This window comes from Arthrobacter sp. 10L424, assembly GCF_056395325.1.
On the sequence record NZ_JBFTJH010000007.1, the window covers coordinates 110524 to 131121 of the forward strand.

A 20598-nucleotide genomic window follows, 5' to 3' on the forward strand; every position below is an offset into this window, starting at 1 on the left:
CGGGGTCCGCCGTACGTTCGCAGGTCAGCTTAGCCTATTTTGAATTACTCCGGATAATCTCAGTGACCGGACTATGACGGGCTCTTTTGCCTCCCCCGCCGGGCAGTCAGGCAGAATGAAACGCAAGGCTTCGTTGCAGCCACCCTGCCGGGCCGCCTCCCAAGCCACGCTTTGTACCAGCCGAAAATTGGAGCCACTGTGAGCGACACCAGCATCACGATTCCCGCCAACCTCCTGCCCAAGGACGGCCGGTTCGGCGCCGGACCGTCCAAGGTCCGCCCGGAACAGATAGAGGCCCTCGCTGCGGCTTCCGGGCTGCTGGGAACCTCCCACCGCCAGGCGCCGGTCAAGAACCTCGTGGGATCGGTCCGGAGCGGGCTGAGCCAGTTCTTCCGCGCACCCGAGGGCTATGAGGTCATCCTGGGCGTCGGCGGGTCGACAGCGTTCTGGGACATTGCCAGCTTCGGGCTCGTGGACAACAAGGCCCAGCACCTGTCCTTCGGCGAATTCGGCTCGAAGTTCGCCTCCGCCACCAACAAGGCACCCTTCCTGGCGGACTCCTCCATCATCAAGTCCGAGCCGGGGACCCGCCCGGCGGCCCGGGCTGAGGCCGGCGTCGACGTTTACGCCTGGCCGCAGAACGAGACGTCCACCGGCGTGGCAGCTCCGGTCCGGCGTGTGGCCGGCGCCGATGCAGGCTCCCTCGTGCTGGTTGACGCCACCTCGGCGGCCGGCGGGTTGGATGTCGACGTCGCCGAAACGGACGTCTACTACTTCGCCCCGCAGAAGAACTTCGCCTCCGACGGAGGCCTGTGGCTTGGCCTGTTCTCCCCGGCAGCGCTGGAGCGGGCGGCCCGGATCAAGGCCGGCGGCCGCTGGATCCCGGATTTCCTCGACCTCCAGACGGCTATCGACAACTCGCGGCTGAACCAGACCTACAACACCCCTGCCCTGGCCACGCTCGTCACCCTCGACGCCCAGGTGCAGTGGCTCAACGCGAGCGGCGGTCTGGACTTCGCCTCCGCGCGCACCGCGGATTCGGCCGGCCGCATCTACCGCTGGGCCGAGGCCTCGGAGTACGCTACCCCGTTCGTGGCGCAGGCCGAGGACCGCTCCAACGTCATTGCCACGATCGACTTCGACGAGTCCATCGACGCCGCGGCAATCGCCAAGGTGCTCCGCGCCAACGGCATCGTGGACACCGAGCCCTACCGCAAGCTGGGCCGCAACCAGCTCCGCATCGCAACGTTCGTGGCGATCGAGCCGGACGATGTATCGGCGCTGCTGGAATGCATCGACTTCGTTGTGGGCGAACTGAAGAAGTAGCTCCCCCGAATCAGGCGGGGCTGGCAGCGCCAGCTTCCACCGCCGTCGGCGGCGTCGTCCGGGTGTCGCATCCCCGGGCGGCGCCGTCGGCGTCAGGCGCCGGTTGCGCCGGCGCCTTCCGCGTCAGGGCCGGTGGCGTCATGGCCGGGCGCGCCGGCGGCCACGACCCGGAAATGGCGCAGCCCGCGGGCCCGGCGGTCATACCTGATCCGCAATTGCCTGGCACGGATGATCCACACCAGCCCGATCAGGGCCGCGATCAGCCCGGACGCCGCCGCGACGCTCAGGGACCATCGGGGGCCGGCCACGTTCGCGACCCAGCCCACGAAGGGCGCCCCGATCGGTGTGCCTCCCATGAAGATCGCCATGTAAAGGGCCATCACCCGGCCCCGCATCACGGGATCCGTGGTCGTCTGGACGTAGCCGTTGGCGCTGGTCATCATCGTGATGGCGAAGAGCCCTACGGGAACCAGCGCCACGCCGAACCAGAAGTAGCTGGGCGCCAGCGCGGCTATGCCGGAGGCCACGCCGAAGGCTCCGGCCGCCCCGAAAATGATCCGCAGCCTGGGTTTCTTGCGCCCGGCGGAAAGCAGGGCGCCGGCGACGGAGCCGATGGCCATGATGGAGTTCATCAGCCCGAAGGCGCTGGCGTCCAGGCCGAATTCCGTGCCGACCATGGCCGCGATGAACAGCACGAAGTTCAGGCCCAGGGTGCCCACGATGAAGACCGCGACCAGCACCACCACGATGTCCGGCCGGAAGCGCACGTACCTCAGCCCCTCGCGGATCCTGCCCTTACCGGGTGCGGCCCGGGGCAATTGGCGCAGCGACGCTGAGGGTATCTTCCACAGGCTCAGCAGCAGTGCCACAAAAGTCAGCGTGTTGATCAGGAAAACCCAGCCGGGGCCGACAGCGACCGTGAGGATACCGGCCACAGCGGGGCCGATCATCCGGGCCACATTGAAGGAGGCGCTGTTGAGGGCCACCGCGTTGGGAAGGTAGTCGTCCCGGACCAGTTCGGAGACGAAAGTCTGGCGCACGGGGGCGTCGAGGGCCGAAACGACGCCCAGCAGCAGGGCGAAACCGTAAACATGCCACAGTTGGGCGGCCCCGGACACCACGAGGATGCCGAGGGCTGCGCTCAACAGTGCCATCGCGGACTGGGTCAGGACGAGCAGCTGCTTGCGGTTGAAGCGGTCGGCCACTAGCCCGGCCACCGGGGCGAGGAACAACTGAGGTCCGAGCTGCAGTGCCATGGTGATGCCCATGGCCCCGGCGTCGTGCTCGGTCAGGTGGTCAAAGACCAGCCAGTCCTGGGCAGTGCGCTGCATCCAGGTCCCGATGTTGGAGATGATGGCGCCGATGAACCAGATCCGGTAGTTCAGGATATGCAGGGACTTGAAGGTGGACATCATGTCCAGCCCTCACTGTGCAGCGCCCCTGAGAGTTCCAACCGCTAGTCAGCCTCCACGGCGGTCAACGCGCCCTGCGGAGCGTCGTCGTCGGCGTCGTCGGCATCGTCGGAGTCGTCGGCGTCCTCGGCGGCATTGTCTTCGGGCGCGCCGCCGGCGTCGGATTCCGGCGCGTCAGCGTCAGAGGTGGCCTCGTCCGAGTCTTCCCGGGGCACCGCGTTTGGGGCTTCACCGGGTTCTTCCTCGCCCTGCTCATCGCCGGGGCGGACCCGTTCGGCCCACGGAATCCATTCGGGCGCCAGGATCGAGTTTTCGGAGGGCAGCAGGCCCAGCTCGTCGACCGTAACTACTTTGGACCTGGAGTTCCGGGTCAGGACGGCGTACCACTGCCAGCCGCCGTAGCCGGCCAGCTTTGACTCGAAGAGGTGCGTGACCAGGCGGTCGCCTTCGCTCTTGGCCGCCAGGTGCTGGCCGATCTGTTCGGCGGGGGCGATGCCCTCGATGGCAGCACGCGCGATGTCGACGGCGGCGGCCAGGAAGGCATCCGGCTTTCCGGTGCGCCAGGCCGGCACCCCGGCGCGCGGCTTGGAGCCCGCCTTGGTTCCGGCTTTCTTGTCACCGGCGGCAGCGCTATCTACCGCTGTGCTGTCCACGGCTGTACTGTCCACAACTGTACTGTCCACGGCTGTGGGCCCGGTCAGATCGGTTTCCGGAGTCATCGCCGGGCCTTACGCGTCCAGCTCGTCGGCAACCTTACGCAGGGCGACGGCGATCGCCTTGCCCTTGTTGCCTTCCGGGTACTTGCCGGCGGACAGTGTGCCGGACAGGTTGTCCAGTACGCTGACGAGGTCCTGGACCAGCGGGGCGAGGTCCTTCGCGCTGGGCCGCTTGGCCTTGGCGATGGACGGTGTCTTGTCCAGCACGCGCAAGCCCAGGGCCTGGGCGCCCTTGCGCCCGTCGGCAACGCCGAACTCAACCCGGGTGCCTGCTTTGAGCTCGGTTACGCCCTCAGGCAGCGCGGACTTCGGCAGGAAGACTTCCTGGCCGTCCTCGCCCGCGAGGAATCCGAAGCCCTTTTCCTTGTCATACCACTTGACCTTGCCGGTAGGCACGTAATCAACCTTCTTCGTTCTGCTGGTGACACGGCCGACGGTCACCGCATCCGCATTGATATGCGGGTTCAGGGTATGACTGCCCGGACCGTGTTGGTCTGTTCCCTCAAGGTTATCGTGCCCGGCCCACTTTGGCCGTTTGGGGCGCGGAACTGGCCGGACTGTTAGCGTTAGCTCCATGACTCCATTGCGTTTCCGGCGGCCACTGTTGATCGTTGCGGCCGTCGCCGCCGTGCTGTCGCTCGCGGCGGTCGGCGTCGTGATGGCGATGGCCTTCAACAATGCCGTGTCGCCGGTGTGGATTACCTCCACGGCGCTCTACGGGCTTCCCGTGGCCTTCCTGCTGATGCTCTTGCTCGTGATCGACGGCGTTGCAGCCCGCCGGCGCACCCGAGGGCCGGACGAAAGGTAGCGTTGCACTGATGTCCCTGATCCGCGCGCTCAGCAAGGAACTGCAGGCACGCAGCGATGATTCGTTGCGTGCCTTGTTCTCCGCGCGGCCGGACCTCATTTCACCGGGCGTGCCGGATTTCGCGGCCCTCGCCGCCCGGGCAAGCGGCCGCGTTAGCGTGCAACGCGCCCTGGAGCGGCTCAACCGCCCGGAAATGCAGGTCCTCGAAACCCTGCACCTGTGCACCAACACCGATACCGGGCACAGCGCCTCCGCCCCGATGCTGAAGAAGCTGATCAACGGCTCCACCCTGGCGTCGATCGAAAAGATGCTGCATTCGCTGCAGGAGCTGGCCCTCGTCCACCGGGCGGAGCCCCCGCACGGCGCAGTCCCGGCCGGCGCGAAACAGCGGTACTACTTGCCGGTGGGCAGCCTCAAGGACGTGATCGGGATCTATCCGGCGGGGCTGGGACGCAGCTACACCGAACTCGTGCGGCTCCAACCGGCCTTCGCGCAGCGCGTGGTCCAGCTCGTCGCGGAGCTCCACCGCAGCGGTGCGGCGGTCGCCCCCGCAACCACCCCGATGGAAGCCGCCCTGTCGCTGCAGCACTGGACGGCCACTCCCGAATCCCTCCGGCAGATCCTTGACACCGCCCCGGACCGCACCACCGCGCTGCTCGCACGCTTCGGGAACTGGGCCATGGGCGCCGTTCCCCAGGCGCAACGGCGCGCCTCCGTGCTACACGAGGCCGCCGACGTCGGGCCGGTGGACTGGCTCCTCGCCCGCGGGCTGCTGGTGCCGCTCGATGCCGCCCACGTGGAGCTGCCGCACAGCGTCGGCGTCTCGCTGCGCGGCGGTTTTGTCATCGAGAAGTTTGCGCTGGCTCCCCCCGTGCCGCGGCTGGGTTCCACCTCTGCCGCGCTGCGCCGCAATGCCGCCCTGGGCGCGATCGCCGAGACCCTGCGGCTGGTCGCTGAACTGCTCTATATTGTTCGCGAGCAGCCCCTCGTCACCCTGCGCAGCGGCGGCGTGGGCGTCCGCGAGCTGAAGCGACTGGCTGACGGGCTGCGGCTCGAGATGCACGACGCCGGCGTGCTGGCGGAGTTGTGCGCCCTGTCCGGTCTCATCCGCCTGGACGTGGACAGTTCCGCCTGGGTCCAGCCGGCGCAGCTTGAATGGCTCACGCTTCCGCGGCAGGAGCAATGGCTCTGGCTCGTCAATGCCTGGCTTGCCAGCGAGCGCGCGCCCTCCCTCGTCGGGCAGCCCGTCAACGGCCAGGCCGCGGCCCAGGCCGTCCACCGCGGCACCGCCGGGAGTACCATCAACGCGCTTTCAGCCGAAGCCCAGCGCCCGGACGCCCCGGTGGTCCGGAAGCGGATCCTGGAAATCCTGGCTGAACTGACAAAGGAGGCCGCGGCGTCGGACGGTCAGGCCCCGGTGCTTGACGCCGCTGCGGTGCTGGAGCGCGCCGACTGGACCCAGCCCCGGATGGCACGGCGTTTCAGTTCCCTCATCCGTGGCGTCCTGGCCGAGTCGGAGATGCTCGGCCTCATCGGCTCGGGCGCCCTCAGCCAGATCGGGGCGGCGATCGCGGCCGAACAGCCCGACGAGGCACTGGGGATCCTGGGCGAACACCTGCCGGCGGCCCTGAACCACGTTCTGCTCCAGGCGGACCTCACCGCCGTGGCACCCGGCTACCTCGCTCCGGAACTGACGGAAAAGCTCCTCACCATGGCCGACGCCGAGGGCCAGGGACCGGCCACGATCTACCGTTTCTCCGTCTCCTCAGTCCGGCGCGCGCTCGACGCGGGCCAGGATGCCCAGGCGCTGTTGGATTTCCTGGGCCTGCACTCGGCCACGGCGATCCCGCAGCCGCTGAAGTACCTGATCGAGGACACCGCAGCCCGCCATGCCAGGCTGCGGGTGGGATCCGCCGTGAGTTTCATCCAGAGCGACGACGAAACGGCCCTCCTGGAGCTGCTGAACACTCCCGGCGCCTCCAACCTCGGACTGGTCCGGATCGCACCCACCGTGCTGGTCTCGCACGCCGCTCCGCGGGACACAGCCCAGGTCCTCCGAAGCCTGGGATTGTCCCCCGCCGTCGAGGAATCCGAGGCGGGCGGCATCCGGCTGCGCCGCACCACCGCACTGCCCGGCAGTGCCCGCCCGGTCTACAGCGCCCCGCGCACGGCCCCTCCGGAAGCCGACGTCGACGCCCAGCTGGCCGTGCTGCGCAGCGAGCGGCCCTCCGCGGGGGCCGCCGTCGGGCCTTCCACGGCGGCCCCGGGCAGCGAAGAAGCAACCCAGCTGGGCCTGGAGACCCTGCAAAAGGCGATCCGGCTCAAACAGCGCGTGGTGATGAACGTCGTCGACAGCCTGGGGAATTCCGTGCGGGAAACCGTTGTTCCGGTAGCAGTGAACGGTGGACGGGTCCGGGTGTTCGACCCGGAGAAGGACACTGAACGCGTACTGTCCATCCACCGGATTATTGACGTAGAAGCCGCGGAGGAATTGCTCCAGTGAACGACGGACCGCTGATCGTCCAGAGTGACAAGACCATCCTGCTCGAAGTCGACCACGAACTCGCCACCGAAGCACGCCACGCCATCGCCGCCTTCGCCGAACTGGAACGCGCCCCCGAACACGTGCACAGCTACCGGCTCACGCCGCTGGGCCTCTGGAATGCCCGGGCCGCCGGCCTCGACGCCGAGAAAGTGCTGGACACGCTGCTGAAGTACTCGCGTTTCCCCGTGCCGCATTCCCTGCTGATCGACGTCGAAGAGACCATGTCCCGGTACGGCCGGCTGCGGCTCGAAAAAGATCCCCAGCACGGCCTGGTCATGCGCACCTCCGACTATCCGGTGCTGGAGGAGGTCAGCCGCGCCAAGAAGATCGCTCCTCTGCTGGGCCCGCGGATCGATGGCGAAACCGTTGTGGTGCACTCCTCCCAGCGCGGGCAGCTCAAGCAGCTTCTGCTGAAGATCGGCTGGCCGGCCGAGGACCTGGCCGGCTACGTCGACGGCACGCCGCATCCCATCATGCTCGACGAGTCCGGCTGGAAGCTCCGCCCCTACCAGCAGCTGGCAATGGAGAACTTCTGGGCCGGCGGCAGCGGCGTCGTCGTGCTCCCCTGCGGAGCCGGGAAAACATTGGTGGGGGCCGCCGCGATGGCCACAAGCTCCACCACGACCCTGATCCTGGTGACCAACACAGTGTCCGCGAGGCAGTGGAAGGACGAACTCCTGAAGCGGACATCCCTGACCGAAGAGGAGATCGGCGAATACTCCGGCTCCGTCAAGGAAGTCCGTCCCGTCACCATCGCAACGTACCAGGTCCTGACCACTAAGCGGGGCGGGCTGTACCCCCATCTGGAACTGGTGGACGGCAACGACTGGGGACTCATCATCTATGACGAGGTCCACCTCCTGCCCGCCCCGATTTTCCGGATGACCGCGGATTTGCAGGCCCGGCGCCGGCTCGGCCTCACCGCCACGCTGGTCCGCGAGGACGGCCGCGAGGGCGAGGTCTTCAGCCTGATCGGTCCGAAGCGCTACGACGCGCCGTGGAAGGACATCGAGGCGCAGGGCTACATCGCCCCGGCCGACTGCGTCGAAGTCCGGATCGACCTGCCCCGGGACGAACGCGTGGCCTACGCAATGGCCGAGGACGCGGACAAGTACCGGCTGTGCGCCACGTCCGAATCCAAGACGCTGGTGGTGGAACAGCTCGTCGCCGAACATGCCGGGGAGCAACTGCTGGTGATCGGGCAGTACATCGACCAGCTCGACGAGATCGGCGAGCGCCTGCAGGCGCCGGTGATCAAGGGCGACACGTCCGTCAAGGAACGCCAGAAGCTCTTCGATGCCTTCCGCGCCGGCGACGTGCAGACCCTCGTGGTGTCCAAGGTCGCCAACTTCTCCATCGACCTGCCTGAGGCCTCGGTCGCGATCCAGGTCTCCGGCTCCTTCGGCTCCCGGCAGGAAGAGGCCCAGCGCCTCGGCCGGCTGCTGCGTCCCAAGAAGGACGGCCGCGCCGCACGCTTCTACTCCCTGGTGGCCAGGGACACGCTGGACCAGGACTTCGCGGCCAAGCGCCAGCGCTTCCTGGCCGAGCAGGGCTACGCCTACCGGATCATGGACGCCAAGGACGTCGGGACAGTGACCTGACCGCCACAAGTACCCCGCGACCGCCGCGGCGGGAGCATGCAACACACATCTTTCATTCAGAAAACTCCCAGAGTCTGGGAGCATCATGGGAATTATGAAAAAGAACGGTCCCGAAGCCAAGCTGCTCGTCGTCGATGATGAACCGAACATCCGCGAGCTGCTGTCCACGTCCCTGCGCTTTGCCGGCTTTGAAGTCGTCTCGGCGTCCAACGGGCGCGAGGCCCTGGCGGCGGCCGATCTCCATTCCCCGGACCTCGCCGTCCTGGACGTTATGCTGCCGGACATGGACGGCTTCACCGTTACCCGCCGGCTGCGCGCCGCAGGCAAGCACTTCCCCGTTCTCTTCCTGACGGCCAAGGATGACACCGAAGACAAGGTGATGGGGCTGACGGTGGGCGGCGACGATTACGTCACCAAGCCGTTCAGCCTCGACGAGGTGGTGGCCCGCATCCGCGCCGTGCTGCGCCGCACGCAGCCGTTGCAGGACGACGACGCGGTCATCCGCGTCGATGACCTGGAGCTCGACGACGACGCCCACGAGGTGCGCCGCGGCGGCACCGTGATCGAGCTGTCCCCCACCGAATTCAAACTCCTGCGCTACCTCATGCTGAACCCCAACCGCGTGCTGTCCAAGGCACAGATCCTGGACCACGTCTGGGAATACGACTTCAACGGAGACGCCTCGATCGTGGAGTCCTACATCTCCTATCTGCGCCGCAAGGTGGACCTTGATCCTGACGCCCCGGCCCTGATCCAGACGAAACGAGGCGTCGGCTACGTGCTGCGGACGGCCGAGAAGCGCTGATCCTGTTGCTGCACCGTTGGAAGTCGGCGTCGCTGAGGTCGCAGCTTGTCGCCATCATGACCGCACTGATGCTGGTGGCCCTCACCGCCACCGGCGCCGGGACCCTGACCCTGCTGCACAGCTATCTGCAGGGTCAGGTCGACGACAAACTCCGGGCCGCGGTCGCCTCGGTGCGCCAACAGCAGTCTTTCAGCCAGTTGCGGGACCAAAACCATAGCGTCCCCACGGACTACTCGCTGATGCTCTTCGCGCCGGGGCAGCCGGCGGTGCCGTTCGGCGGGGACCCGGACATCCACCCGGATATCACGAGCATCACCGCCGCCGAGACAGCGGACCGGGAGCAGAACCCCTTCCAGGTCCGCGGCACGGACGGACGCAACTGGCGGGTCGTCGCACTCAACGTCGTGGACAGCAACAACCGCAGTTCCGTGGTGGTCATTGGGCTCCCCCTCGGGCCGGTCGACTCCGTCATGGAACACGCCGTCCTGGTGGTGGTCGGCGTCGGACTGCTGACCCTGGTCCTGGCCTTCTTTATCGCCACCTGGAGCATTTCCCGGTCCTTCCGGCCGCTGGGCCGGGTCGAAAAGACCGCTGCGGCGATTGCCGCGGGCGATCTGTCCCGGCGCGTGGAAATCGAAAATCCCAACACCGAAGTGGGCCGGCTGGGCAGCTCCCTCAATGCCATGCTGGCCCACATCGAAACGGCCTTCGCCGCCCGGATGGCCTCCGAAGCCAAAATGCGCCGCTTCGCCGCCGATGCCTCGCATGAACTGCGCACACCGCTCGTGACGATCCGCGGCTTCTCCGAGCTGTACCGGCACGGCGCCCTGGCCACCCCGGAGGATGTGGCGACCGCCATGGGGCGGATCGAGAGCGAAGCCAAGCGGATGGGGGCCATGGTGGAGGACCTGTTGCTGCTGGCCAGAATCGACGAGCAACGGCCGCTCCAACAGAAGCCCGCCGATCTGCTGCTGCTTGCCAACGACGCCGTCGTGGACACCCAGGCGAGCGACCGCGGCCGCGTCATCACCCTCACCGGGCTCGACGGCGGCTCCCCCGGGCCGGCTCCCGTCCTGGGCGACGAGGCCAAACTGCGGCAGGTGGTCGGGAATCTCGTGGGCAACTCCCTGCGCTACACCCCTGAGGGAACGCCCATTGAGCTGGCCGTCGGCGTCCGGACCGACGGCGACGGCACCCGGCAGTCCGTCATCGAGGTCCGTGACCACGGCCCCGGCGTACCCGACGAGGAAGCAGCACGGATCTTCGAGCGGTTCTACCGCGCCGACACCTCCCGCACCCGGGAGACCGGAGGCAGCGGGCTGGGACTCGCGATCGTCGCGGCCATCGTCGGCTCGCATGCGGGCACCGTCCGGGTCACAAAGACCGACGGCGGCGGCGCCACCCTCGTGGTCAGCCTGCCGTTCCTGGACGAGGCCATGGAAGAGCAGGGTTCCCATGCCGGCTCCGGCGCCCGTGACACTGCCGGGAAGTAACCGGCCGGAATTCTGTACGCCTTTTCCACATACAGGGACCTGACCCGTTCCCCGGTCCCGCGGCCTGCCTAGGCTCGCAGTGTCCGGAGAGCCCGGATCAGGCACCGTCGAGAGGCCATCCCATGAGCATCATCTCCGTCGATACGGAACTCCTCCAGCTCAAGTCCGCGAACGTCAAAGCCACGGTCGACCGGATCGGCGCTGACGTCCAGGCCATGAAACGCGGCCTCGACGAGCTGCAGGCCACGTGGCGCGGCTCGGCCGCAACCAATTTCCAGGCTCTCGTCGCCGAGTGGACGCTGACGCAGGGAAAAGTCGAGGCATCCCTCGCGTCGATCAACCTGGCGCTGAATTCCGCAGCGGCGAGCTATGCCCAGGCCGAACAGGCAAACGCCCAGCGGTTCAGCTGACCGGCCCCCGGTGCGGCGGAGGCTGGCTCAGGCTTCCGGGGTGCCCTGGTGGAAGCGCAGCCGCCATTGAGCGCCGTCGTGGACCCACAGGGAGCTGCGCAGGGCCGTTCCCGTGCGGGTGTGGGTGCGGTACGTCAGGAGGACGGTCTGCTCGCCCAGCCGGTCTGCACCCAGCATTTCCAGCTCGGCGGTACCGCCCGGGTTCTCTTCCAAGGACATCATCATGGCGTCCTTGGTCCAGATCCGGCCCGAGCTGCCGATTTCGGTGAAGTCCGGGTGCAGCAGCACCCCGGTGCGGCCGAGGTCGGCACGCGTTTCCGGCCGGAGGAGTTCGCGCTCGAGCGCCTCGACGATCGCTTCCGGGCTCGCGTCCGTGCCGGGCGCAGGCGTGATGTCCTCGTCGAGCTCGCTGAAGAGATCGGGTTCATCGAAGAGCGTCGGTTCTCCGAACAACTGCTGCCGGCCGGTCAGCGCCTGCGCTGCGAGCGGCTGGGCGTGCGCCGGGCGGGTCGCCGCCTGCGCGGCAGCGGGTCCTGCCTGTGCTGCGGGGGCCAGGGCTTCTGCCGCCGCCTCGGCTGCGGCGCCGAAACCTGGACCCTGGCGCACGGTCACACCCTGCTGGTAGGCCGTGGCCGCGGCCCTGGCACGGTCATCCGCTGCCTCGTTGAGGTCGTGCCCGGCGTGGCCGCGCACCCATTCAAACTTGTATTTGCGGCCGACCAGCGCCTGGTCGATCTCCTTGAGCAGGTCGACATTCATAACCGGCTTGCCGTCGGACTTGCGCCACCCCTTGCGCTTCCAGCCCGGCATCCATTTGGTGACGGAGTTGATGACGTACTGGCTGTCGCAGAGGATGTGCAGGTCCTCCCCCGGCAGGTGCGCGGTGGAGCGGAACAAGTCCAGCACGGCCATGAGCTCGCCCATGTTGTTGGTGCCGTGCGGCCATCCCCCGGCACGCCAGCAGTCGTCGTTCACGTACCAGGCCCATCCGGCCGGGCCGGGATTTCCTAAAGCCGAACCGTCGGCTGCTGCAGTAATCGTCACTGCACTATCCTGCCAGACCTCCGCCCCACTGGATGCCAGCAAACGCTCCCGCACTTCGGGCCCCAAACCGCCCATCGCTCCCTCACCTCCGTTTCAACGGAGAGAACGTCGGACAAACCACCGCAACAACTGAGGGAACGTTTGGGCGGCCACTTAACGCCGACGGCGGCCCCACCCGAAGGAGGGACCGCCGTCGTCAAGCGTGCCGTTGCTGACGGAAATCCGTCAGCCAGGCGTTCAGGGCCTGGAGGCCGGGTGGTTAGAAACCGCCCATGCCGCCCATGCCGCCCATGTCGTCGCCGCCGCCCATCGGGGCGCCAGCCTTCTCGGGCTTGTCGGCCACAACGGCCTCGGTGGTGAGGAACAATCCGGCAATGGACGCCGCGTTCTGCAGGGCAGAGCGGGTGACCTTGACCGGATCGTTGATGCCGGCGGCCAGCAGGTCGACGTACTCGCCGGTGGCTGCGTTCAGGCCGTGGCCTGCGGGCAGGCCGCGGACCTTGTCGACCACAACGCCGGGCTCGAGGCCGGCGTTGAAGGCGATCTGCTTCAGCGGGGCGTCGATGGCGACGCGGACGATGTTCGCACCCGTTGCCTCGTCGCCTGCGAGCTGCAGGTTGGCGAACGCCTTGGCGCCGGCCTGGATCAGGGCAACGCCACCGCCGGCGACGATGCCCTCTTCGACAGCAGCCTTGGCGTTGCGGACAGCGTCCTCAATGCGGTGCTTGCGTTCCTTGAGCTCAACTTCGGTTGCGGCACCGGCCTTGATGACTGCAACGCCGCCGGCCAGCTTGGCCAGGCGTTCCTGCAGCTTCTCGCGGTCGTAGTCCGAATCGGAGTTCTCGATCTCGGCGCGGATCTGGGAAACGCGGCCGGCGATCTGGTCAGCGTCGCCTGCGCCCTCGACGATGGTGGTCTCGTCCTTGGTGACAACGACCTTGCGGGCGCGGCCCAGGAGTTCGAGTCCGGCGGTCTCCAGCTTGAGGCCGACTTCCTCGGAGATGACCTGGCCACCGGTGAGGATGGCGATGTCCGCGAGCTGCGCCTTGCGGCGGTCGCCGAAGCCCGGAGCCTTGACGGCAACGGACTTGAAGGTGCCGCGGATCTTGTTGACGATGAGGGTGGCCAGGGCCTCGCCCTCGATGTCTTCGGCAATGATCAGCAGCGGCTTAGAGGACTGCATGACCTTTTCGAGGACAGCAACCAGTTCCTTGACGTTGGAGATCTTGGAGTTGACGATCAGGATGTACGGATCCTCGAGGACCGTTTCCTGGCGCTCGGCGTCGGTGACGAAGTAGGCGGAGATGTAGCCCTTGTCGAAGCGCATGCCTTCGGTGAGTTCCAGCTCCAGGCCGAAGGTGTTGGACTCCTCGACGGTGATGACACCTTCCTTGCCGACCTTGTCCAGGGCTTCGGCAATCAGGGCGCCAATTTCGTTGTCACCGGCGGAGATGGACGCGGTGGCGGCGATCTCTTCCTTGGTTTCGATTTCCTTGGCGGAGGCCAGGAGCTCGCGGGTGACAGCCTCGACGGCCTTCTCGATGCCGCGCTTGAGGGACAGGGGATCAGCGCCGGCCGCGACGTTGCGCAGGCCTTCCTTGACCAGGGCCTGTGCCAGCACGGTGGCGGTGGTGGTTCCGTCGCCGGCGACGTCGTCCGTCTTCTTGGCAACTTCCTTGACCAGCTCGGCGCCGATCTTCTCGTAAGGATCGTCCAGCTCGATCTCCTTGGCGATGGAAACGCCATCGTTGGTGATCGTGGGGGCGCCCCACTTCTTTTCGAGGACGACGTTGCGTCCACGCGGGCCGAGGGTGACCTTGACGGCGTCGGCGAGGATGTTCAGGCCCCGCTCAAGACCGCGGCGTGCCTCTTCATCAAATGCAATGATCTTGGCCATAACGGCAGTAGTCCTTTCGGGACAGTCGTTAAGAATGAACCTTTGCTGCGGTGCCCGCGACGGACGATCCCTGGCCCGGCGGCCTCTGTATGCCGTTGGGCCCGGGATCTCACCCCAGCCAGGTATTTCTTTCGCTCCTGGATCGGCTGCCTCAACTCCGCAGCCGGGCGAACCGGGCGTCGTTTTAGCAGTCAATACGCGGGAGTGCTAACTCAATAATTAGCACTCCCCCGGGGAGAGTGCAAGCAGTGGTCGCGCAGGATGACCCTCCATTGGCGTGCTGGCGGCTCTCAGGCGCGGCACACTACGCTACGGGCGATTAAGTCCCGCTGCTGCTGGCAGTTTCGTTGCCGCTCATGGTTGCCGTGTTGTCCGGCCCGTAGGTGTAGACAACATAGTTTGCGGAACTGACGTCACCGTTGGAATCGAAGCCGACCGGACCGGATTCGCCGTCGTAGTCGGGGCGTTTGCCTGCCCGGATGGCGTCGGTGCATTCCTGGTAGCTCTTGCACACCGCGGCCTCACCGGCGGGCCCGCCGTTGCCTGACGTCGGGGCCGTCCCGCCCGAGACGGTGAGCAGGCTCGCCGCAATGGAGGTGCCGGCGTCGTCCTGCGCTGCGGCCGCCGCGATGGCGGCAAGGTTGACGGCGTCGTAGGTCTCCGCGGCGAACGTCATGTCCTTCAGTCCAGGATCCACGGAAACCAGCTCGCCCTGGAAGTGGGCCGAGGCAAAGGTTCCCGGCAGGATCCCCCGCGCACCGTCGAGGGCGCGGGAACCCAGCCCTGAACCGTACTGGCTCACCGCTCCGTCGCTGAGGATGAGCTTCTTGCGGGCAAGGCCGGCGTTGTTCAGCTCGGCGATGGCACCCTGGGCACCGGCACGGGAGACCAGCACGACGGCGTCGGGGGCCGCTGCCTTCGCTGCAGCAGCAGCCTGCTGCGCCTGTCCCGGGGCGAACCCGGCGACGGTGAGTGGCCCGAGCCCGGCTTCCTTGGCGGCGGCGGCCACCGCGTTGGATACGTCCTTGCCGTAGGCGCCTTCCTCGTACACAACGGCAATGGTTGCAGCGCCGCTGTCCTTGGCAAGCTTGACGAGAACGGGGGCCTGGGCGATGTCGGCCGCCGAGGTGCGGAAGTAGTAGCCGTTGCTCTCGTAGCTGCTGAGCCCGCTGGCGGTGTTCGCGGGGGAAATCATGGCCACCTTGGCGTTGGACAGGACGTCGATGGCGGCGGGCGCCCGGCTGGAGTCCGTCGGACCGATGACGATGTCCGCTTTGGCGGCAACGAGTGCCTTGGCCTGCGCTGCGGTGTCTCCGCTGACGGTCGACGGAAGCAACTCCACCGGTTTGCCCTTGTGACCGCCTGCAGCGTTGATTTCCTTGACGGCGAGCTTCGCGGCGGCGAGTTGGGGCGCGTTGAGGAAGTCTTGCGGGCCGGTGTTGTCGAGGATCAGGCCGATCCGCAGGGTCCCGTCGCCGCTGGCGTCGGCTTGCTCGACACGGGCACCGCCCGCCGGACCCAAACATGCCGTGGTAACCAGGGCGGCAACAACCGCCACGGCCACGGCCCGGCCGCGCCGCAGGCCCACCCTCCGGCGCCCGACCGTGCCGCCGGCAGCCTTCCGGCCGGAAATCGTTGCGGCAGGGTCCTGCGACACGTGCGCTGCGGAGGTGAAGGTCACTAGGCGGGCCGGACGCTTTCGGCCTGCGGGCCCTTTTCGCCTTCGCCGACTTCGAGTTCCACGCGCTGCCCCTCATCCAGGGCGCGGTAGCCCTCGCCCGCTATCGCTGACCAGTGCACGAAGACATCGGCCCCGGAGTCGTCCACGGTGATGAAGCCGTAGCCCTTTTCGGCGTTGAACCATTTGACGGTTCCCAATGCCATGGTGTCCACACTTTCAGTCGGATTGCGGGCGGCACACCACGATGTGCGCCGCGGACTGCGGGCGGCAGAATGCATAACGCAGAATGCACAACACAGAATGCAAAAGTTGTCCGCAAGTACTCTACCCACACCGTCCGGCCGGTGCGCAGGGAGCCGGCCGGTCCGTCTGCGAATAGTTATTCAGGCGTAACCGGAACGGGCTACTCGAAGCCGGGGCCCAGCACCACGACGAGCGGCACTTGGAATTCGGCCGAGTCCACCACGGTCTGGATGCCGAGGAGTTTGCCGAGGGCCTCGGCATTGCCCTTCTGCGCGGCGCCACTGTAGAAGACGACCGAGCTCTTCTGCGGCACGCCTCCCCAGTTTCCGAGCATGCCGAGCTTCCAGCCGGCGGTGGAGACGGTTCCGCCAACGCGGTTAGCCAGTCCCGCGGTAGTGGTGCCGTTGTAAATCGCCACCGGCTGGGTCTTGTCGACGGCGGAAGTCGGCGTCGGCGTCGGCGTGGCGGACGGCGTGGCAGCCGCAGACGGTGTCTCGCTGGGAGCGGGGCTGGAGGCTGTGGGCGCGGGCGATGCTGCGGCACTGTCGGCACCCTGCTCGGCCGAAACGGCCACCGTGTTACCGCCGGTGGAGAATCCGAGTTTCGGCAGAATCAGGAAGGCCACGAGGCCAACGGCCAGGGCCGCAGCGCCGACGGCCAGGATGGGCGCCAGACGGCGGCGGCTGGATTCGGCGACGGCCCGGTGGACACCTTGGCGTGTGGAGGTCTCCGGGATCCGATCAAATTCATCCCGAGCGTATTTGGTCATGGTAAAACGACGTCCTTGCTGATTTCTGACGAATTGTCCACGCCGGCCGGTGCGCGGGAATCCGTGCATCCGGCTGTGCTTTTATGCGTCTGAGCCCAAGCGGCGGGCAGTGCGCGCACGTTGGCGTGACGTACGTAGTCTACGCATTCTCTTCACCAACATCGGATCATGGGCCAACGCATCCTCGGTATCGATGAGGGCATTGAGGATCTGGTAGTAGTGCGTGGCGGAGAGGTCGAACAGTTCCCGGATGGCTTGTTCCTTGGCTCCGGCGTACTTCCACCATTGCCGTTCCAGCGCCAGCATCTGCTGATCCCGGCTACTCAGGGGCGACTCGGCGCGGACATCCGCGGCAACGGACTCCGCCGTCGAAAGGTGCTCTTGCGCTTGTTCGGCCACCACACACTCCCTGCTTGTTCCGGCCCGGCTGGTTCCGGTGAAAAGTCTTCCCCCATGCTACGGACGAATAACAGGGTTGTCATTTGCCACCCTGCGAGAATGGCCCTGTGCCGAACTCCGATTCCCTTGATTCCGATGCCTTGTTCGAGCTGGAGGCCCCCGCAGCCGAGGCCGTCGGCTACGCCGGACTGGCCGCCCTGCCGCTGAATAAGCTCGTGGCTCCAGGCTGGGCCGAAGTGCTGGCGCCGGCCGAGGGGCAGTTGCGGGATGTCCTGCGGTTCCTGGGCGACGAGGTTTCCGGTGGCCACGCGGTCCTGCCGCCGCCGTCGAACGTCCTGCGGGCATTCCGGCAGCCGCTGGCGGATGTCAGGGTGCTGATCGTGGGCCAGGACCCGTATCCGACGCCGGGCCACGCCGTGGGGCTGTCCTTCGCCGTGGACGGCGCCACCCGGCCCATCCCGCGAAGCCTGGCAAATATTTACAAGGAGCTCGACGCCGATCTGGGGCTGCCGCCGCGGATCCACGGCGACCTGAGCGGCTGGGCGGACCAGGGTGTGCTGCTGCTGAACAGGGTCTTGAGTGTCCGGGCAGGGGCGGCCGGCTCGCACCGGAACAAGGGATGGGAAGCCATCACGGCGGCGGCGATCAGCGCCCTGGTGAACCGCACGACGCCGAGCGGTGCGCCAGCGCCGCTCGTGGCGATCCTGTGGGGAAAGGACGCCGAGACCGTGCGTCAGCTGCTGGGTGCCACGCCGGTGATAGCCAGCGCCCATCCGAGCCCGCTCTCGGCCGCGCGGGGATTCTTCGGGTCCCGGCCTTTCAGCCGGGCCAATACGCTGCTGCGGGAACAGGGCGACGGCACGGTGGACTGGGAACTGCCGCCCCTTCCCTAGCCGGCTTCACAGTACGGCCGGGCTCAGGCTCTTGGCTAGGCTTGGCACTATGACATCAGTGCCCGCCGCCACCTCGGCCACCCGGAATTCCCGCCCGCAGACCAACCTCACCGTCCTGCGCCGCGAGCAGCTCTCGCCGCACATGGTCCGGATCATCGCCGGCGGCCCGGGTTTCGCCGGTTACGTGAACAACGCCTTCGTGGACCGTTACGTCAAGATCGTGTTCCCGCAGCCCGGGATCACCTACCCGGATCCGCTGGACCTCTGGGAAATCCGGGAGTCCATGCCGCGGGAGCAGTGGCCGCACACCCGGACCTACACCGTCCGCTGGGTCGACGAGGCGGCCGGGGAACTCGCCATCGACTTCGTGATCCACGGGGACGAAGGCCTGGCCGGACCGTGGGCCGCGTCCGCCCAGCCCGGCGACGCCATGGTGTTCACCGGCCCGGGCGGCGGCTACAACCCGGATCCGGCCGCGGATTGGTACCTGTTCGCGGGTGACGAGTCCGCGCTGCCAGCCATCGGTGCGTCGATCGAAGCGCTCCCGGCGGACGCCCGCGGACTCGCCTTCCTTGAGGTGGACGGCGACGCGGACATCCAGGCAATTGCCGCGCCAGCCGGCGTCGAGCTTCGCTGGCTCCTGCGCGGCGGTGTGCCGGCCGGGGCCAGTGACCTGCTGGTCACGGCCGTGCGCGACGCCGACTGGCCCGAGGGCCGCGTGCACGTCTTTGCGCACGGCGAGCGCGGCTACATGAAGAGCCTGCGGGATGTGCTGTACGTGAACCACGGGCTGGAACGCGCCCAGGTGTCGTTGTCCGGCTACTGGGCGAACGGCCGCGTGGAAGACGACTTCCAGGCGGAGAAGAAGCTCCCCATAGGGAAACTCTGACCGGGAAGATTTTAGGACAGGCAGGTCCTGACGGCGCCGGGGAGTTTCCCCACCTTTGCGATCCCGACGGCGGGACTTCCCCGCGTGGCGCCCCGGCACGCCGTCGGAACCCGCCAAAGGTGGGGAACCCCGGGGCGCAGCCCGCAGAGGAGACCTAGCGGCGCCGCGCCCGCCGTCGTTCGTTGCTGGCCAGGCCGCGGGTCAGGGGCCGGGCAAGGGTGTCACCGAGCACGATGCCGGCCGCCACACCCATCACGATGGCACCGGCGTTGAGCATGCCCCCCGCGCCGAGCAGGATTTCCGATTCCTCGATGGTCAGTACATACATGGAACGGAATATGGTGAGTCCGGGGAGCAGGATCAGCGCGGCCGGAACGGCGACCACCAGCTGGGGGGCGCCCATCCGGAGCGCCACCACCCGCGCAAGCAGGCCGATGACGACGGCGGCCACGGCCGGCGAAAAACGCTGGCCGATGCCCAGGTTCCCTGCCTCCAACAGGACCAGATAGCCCACCACCCCCACGGCCGCCGTCGGCAGCAGCAGGGTCCAGCTTGTTTGTTCGGTGATGCCGATCATCAGCACCGCAATGGCGATCAGAAGGATCACCACGAACAAGGGATACGCCGGCGGGAATGTTTCGGTGACGTCGATGGATTCCATCGCCATCATGTCCCCCACCACGAATCCCACGGCGATTCCGGCCACGAGCGCGCCGAAGGTCAGCATGGTGGACAGGAACCGGCCGGCCGCGGTGACCGGGAAGCCGTTGATCGCATCCTGGACCGAGGAGACCAGCCGCCCGGTCGGCAGGAGCAGCAGGATCCCCCCGACCACCACGATTGCCGGAGGAATCTGAATTCCCACCAGGCCGCCGAAACGCCATAACAGCAGGGCGATGAAGGTGACCAGGAATGAACAGGAGGCCGTGATGAAGAAGTCCGGGGTACGCCAGCGGCCCAACTGCCGGGCCAGCAGGCTGACCAGCAGGTTGGACACCAATGCCACCGCGGAGGCGCCCGGTCCGCCGCCCAGGACACCAACAAAGGCGGCGGAGAAGATTCCGAACGCCACGGTGACCATCCAGCGGGGGAAGGGTTTGGCGCTGCGGGTGATCTCCTCAAGCCTGCGCACGGCCTCGTCACGGCCCACCCCGCCGGCCACGATTTCAGTGACCAGCTGGTGGACCTGGGACAGGCCGGCGTAGTTGTTGGTCCAGGACCGCACGACGCGCAGCAGCGAGATCGGCGTCTGGTCCTTGGGAGCGTAATTGATGGCCACCGACTGGTTGGTGATGTCCACCTCGATGTGTTTGAGGCCCAGCGCTGCCGTAATGGCGATGATGCTGGTTTCCACTTCGAGGGCACCGGCGCCGTAACGGAACATGGACTCGGCCAGGTGCAGCGCGAAGTCGATGGTCTTCCGGGCCGAGGCGTCAACCCCGCCCACCTGGATCATCGGGTTGGCGTAGGGGCTGCCGGCGAGCCGGTCCACGATGCTCATCGGCGCGGTGGGCGGGTTCTCCCCCTGGACCAGCCGGCGCAGCATCCGCTTGGCCGCGGCGTTCTGCCGCACCTGCGTGGCCGACATCGGCTCGGTCTTGGGCAGCCCGTCAGTGTGCGGCCTGCGGCGGCCGTCAGGTTCCTTAATCATTCCGGCGTCCTCAGTT

Annotated in this window: 19 protein-coding genes; 9 read left to right on the forward strand and 10 right to left on the reverse strand. The window is 67.4% G+C overall.

What is annotated here, in order from left to right:
- Nucleotides 1–198: 198 nt before the first annotated feature.
- Nucleotides 199–1326, forward strand: coding sequence for a phosphoserine transaminase (gene serC / locus AC1DC5_RS13475; RefSeq protein ID WP_476865478.1), 1128 nt, complete (start codon nt 199–201; stop codon nt 1324–1326).
- A 92-nt stretch (nt 1327–1418) separates the two neighbouring features.
- Here the strand turns inward: serC and AC1DC5_RS13480 are convergent, their stop codons facing one another.
- Genes AC1DC5_RS13480 through AC1DC5_RS13490 form a run of 3 tightly spaced genes read right to left on the reverse strand, consistent with a single transcriptional unit; the run spans nt 1419 to nt 3850 of the window.
- Complete coding sequence (locus AC1DC5_RS13480) at nt 1419–2738, reverse strand: MFS transporter (RefSeq protein ID WP_476865533.1); 1320 nt, start codon at nt 2736–2738, stop codon at nt 1419–1421.
- Between the two features lie 44 nt (nt 2739–2782).
- The gene (locus AC1DC5_RS13485) at nt 2783–3457 is read right to left on the reverse strand and encodes a DUF3027 domain-containing protein (protein ID WP_476865479.1); all 675 of its coding nucleotides are present in this window, start codon (nt 3455–3457) and stop codon (nt 2783–2785) included.
- 9 nt (nt 3458–3466) lie between these two features.
- Nucleotides 3467–3850, reverse strand: coding sequence for a cold-shock protein (locus AC1DC5_RS13490; protein ID WP_024366560.1), 384 nt, complete (start codon nt 3848–3850; stop codon nt 3467–3469).
- Between the two features lie 178 nt (nt 3851–4028).
- Here AC1DC5_RS13490 and AC1DC5_RS13495 point away from each other — a divergent pair, with 178 nt between their 5' ends.
- From AC1DC5_RS13495 to AC1DC5_RS13520, 6 genes are all read left to right on the forward strand, one after another.
- Nucleotides 4029–4262, forward strand: coding sequence for a hypothetical protein (locus tag AC1DC5_RS13495; protein WP_144673147.1), 234 nt, complete (start codon nt 4029–4031; stop codon nt 4260–4262).
- Nucleotides 4263–4272: 10 nt separating this feature from the next.
- A complete protein-coding gene (locus AC1DC5_RS13500; protein ID WP_476865480.1) occupies nt 4273–6765 on the forward strand; it encodes a helicase-associated domain-containing protein in 2493 nt (830 codons plus the stop codon).
- Complete coding sequence (locus AC1DC5_RS13505) at nt 6762–8408, forward strand: DNA repair helicase XPB (RefSeq protein ID WP_441404950.1); 1647 nt, start codon at nt 6762–6764, stop codon at nt 8406–8408. Before AC1DC5_RS13500 ends, AC1DC5_RS13505 begins: the two co-directional genes overlap by 4 nt.
- Nucleotides 8409–8502: 94 nt before the next feature.
- On the forward strand, nt 8503–9213 hold the full coding sequence (locus AC1DC5_RS13510) for a response regulator transcription factor (protein ID WP_441404951.1): 711 nt from the start codon (nt 8503–8505) through the stop codon (nt 9211–9213).
- A gap of 5 nt (nt 9214–9218) precedes the next feature.
- Nucleotides 9219–10706 carry a sensor histidine kinase gene (locus AC1DC5_RS13515; RefSeq protein ID WP_476865481.1) on the forward strand — a complete coding sequence of 496 codons (1488 nt, stop codon included), beginning with the start codon at nt 9219–9221 and terminating at the stop codon, nt 10704–10706.
- A 122-nt stretch (nt 10707–10828) separates the two neighbouring features.
- Nucleotides 10829–11116 carry a WXG100 family type VII secretion target gene (locus tag AC1DC5_RS13520; protein ID WP_476865482.1) on the forward strand — a complete coding sequence of 96 codons (288 nt, stop codon included), beginning with the start codon at nt 10829–10831 and terminating at the stop codon, nt 11114–11116.
- A 27-nt stretch (nt 11117–11143) separates the two neighbouring features.
- On the opposite strand, the gene AC1DC5_RS13525 is transcribed toward AC1DC5_RS13520, so the two are convergent.
- The 6 genes from AC1DC5_RS13525 to AC1DC5_RS13550 form a co-directional block, all read right to left on the reverse strand.
- Nucleotides 11144–12160 carry an RNase H family protein gene (locus AC1DC5_RS13525; RefSeq protein ID WP_476865483.1) on the reverse strand — a complete coding sequence of 339 codons (1017 nt, stop codon included), beginning with the start codon at nt 12158–12160 and terminating at the stop codon, nt 11144–11146.
- A gap of 259 nt (nt 12161–12419) precedes the next feature.
- Nucleotides 12420–14057 carry a chaperonin GroEL gene (gene groL / locus AC1DC5_RS13530; RefSeq protein ID WP_144673165.1) on the reverse strand — a complete coding sequence of 546 codons (1638 nt, stop codon included), beginning with the start codon at nt 14055–14057 and terminating at the stop codon, nt 12420–12422.
- A 319-nt stretch (nt 14058–14376) separates the two neighbouring features.
- Nucleotides 14377–15639, reverse strand: a complete 1263-nt coding sequence (locus AC1DC5_RS13535) for an ABC transporter substrate-binding protein (protein ID WP_476865534.1) — start codon at nt 15637–15639, stop codon at nt 14377–14379.
- Between the two features lie 98 nt (nt 15640–15737).
- On the reverse strand, nt 15738–15941 hold the full coding sequence (locus AC1DC5_RS13540; RefSeq protein ID WP_056426478.1) for a cold-shock protein: 204 nt from the start codon (nt 15939–15941) through the stop codon (nt 15738–15740).
- Nucleotides 15942–16141: 200 nt separating this feature from the next.
- Nucleotides 16142–16750 carry a LytR C-terminal domain-containing protein gene (locus AC1DC5_RS13545; protein ID WP_441404955.1) on the reverse strand — a complete coding sequence of 203 codons (609 nt, stop codon included), beginning with the start codon at nt 16748–16750 and terminating at the stop codon, nt 16142–16144.
- 81 nt (nt 16751–16831) lie between these two features.
- A complete protein-coding gene (locus AC1DC5_RS13550) occupies nt 16832–17149 on the reverse strand; it encodes a DUF3263 domain-containing protein (RefSeq protein WP_476865484.1) in 318 nt (105 codons plus the stop codon).
- A gap of 107 nt (nt 17150–17256) precedes the next feature.
- On the opposite strand from AC1DC5_RS13550, the gene AC1DC5_RS13555 reads away from it, so the two are divergent.
- Together AC1DC5_RS13555 and AC1DC5_RS13560 are read left to right on the forward strand one after the other, a co-directional pair.
- The gene (locus tag AC1DC5_RS13555; protein ID WP_476865485.1) at nt 17257–18042 is read left to right on the forward strand and encodes a uracil-DNA glycosylase; all 786 of its coding nucleotides are present in this window, start codon (nt 17257–17259) and stop codon (nt 18040–18042) included.
- 49 nt (nt 18043–18091) lie between these two features.
- Nucleotides 18092–18931, forward strand: a complete 840-nt coding sequence (locus tag AC1DC5_RS13560; protein ID WP_476865486.1) for a siderophore-interacting protein — start codon at nt 18092–18094, stop codon at nt 18929–18931.
- 154 nt (nt 18932–19085) lie between these two features.
- Here AC1DC5_RS13560 and AC1DC5_RS13565 read toward each other — a convergent pair whose 3' ends face one another.
- Nucleotides 19086–20582 carry a threonine/serine exporter family protein gene (locus AC1DC5_RS13565; protein ID WP_476865487.1) on the reverse strand — a complete coding sequence of 499 codons (1497 nt, stop codon included), beginning with the start codon at nt 20580–20582 and terminating at the stop codon, nt 19086–19088.
- Nucleotides 20583–20598: the final 16 nt, after the last annotated feature.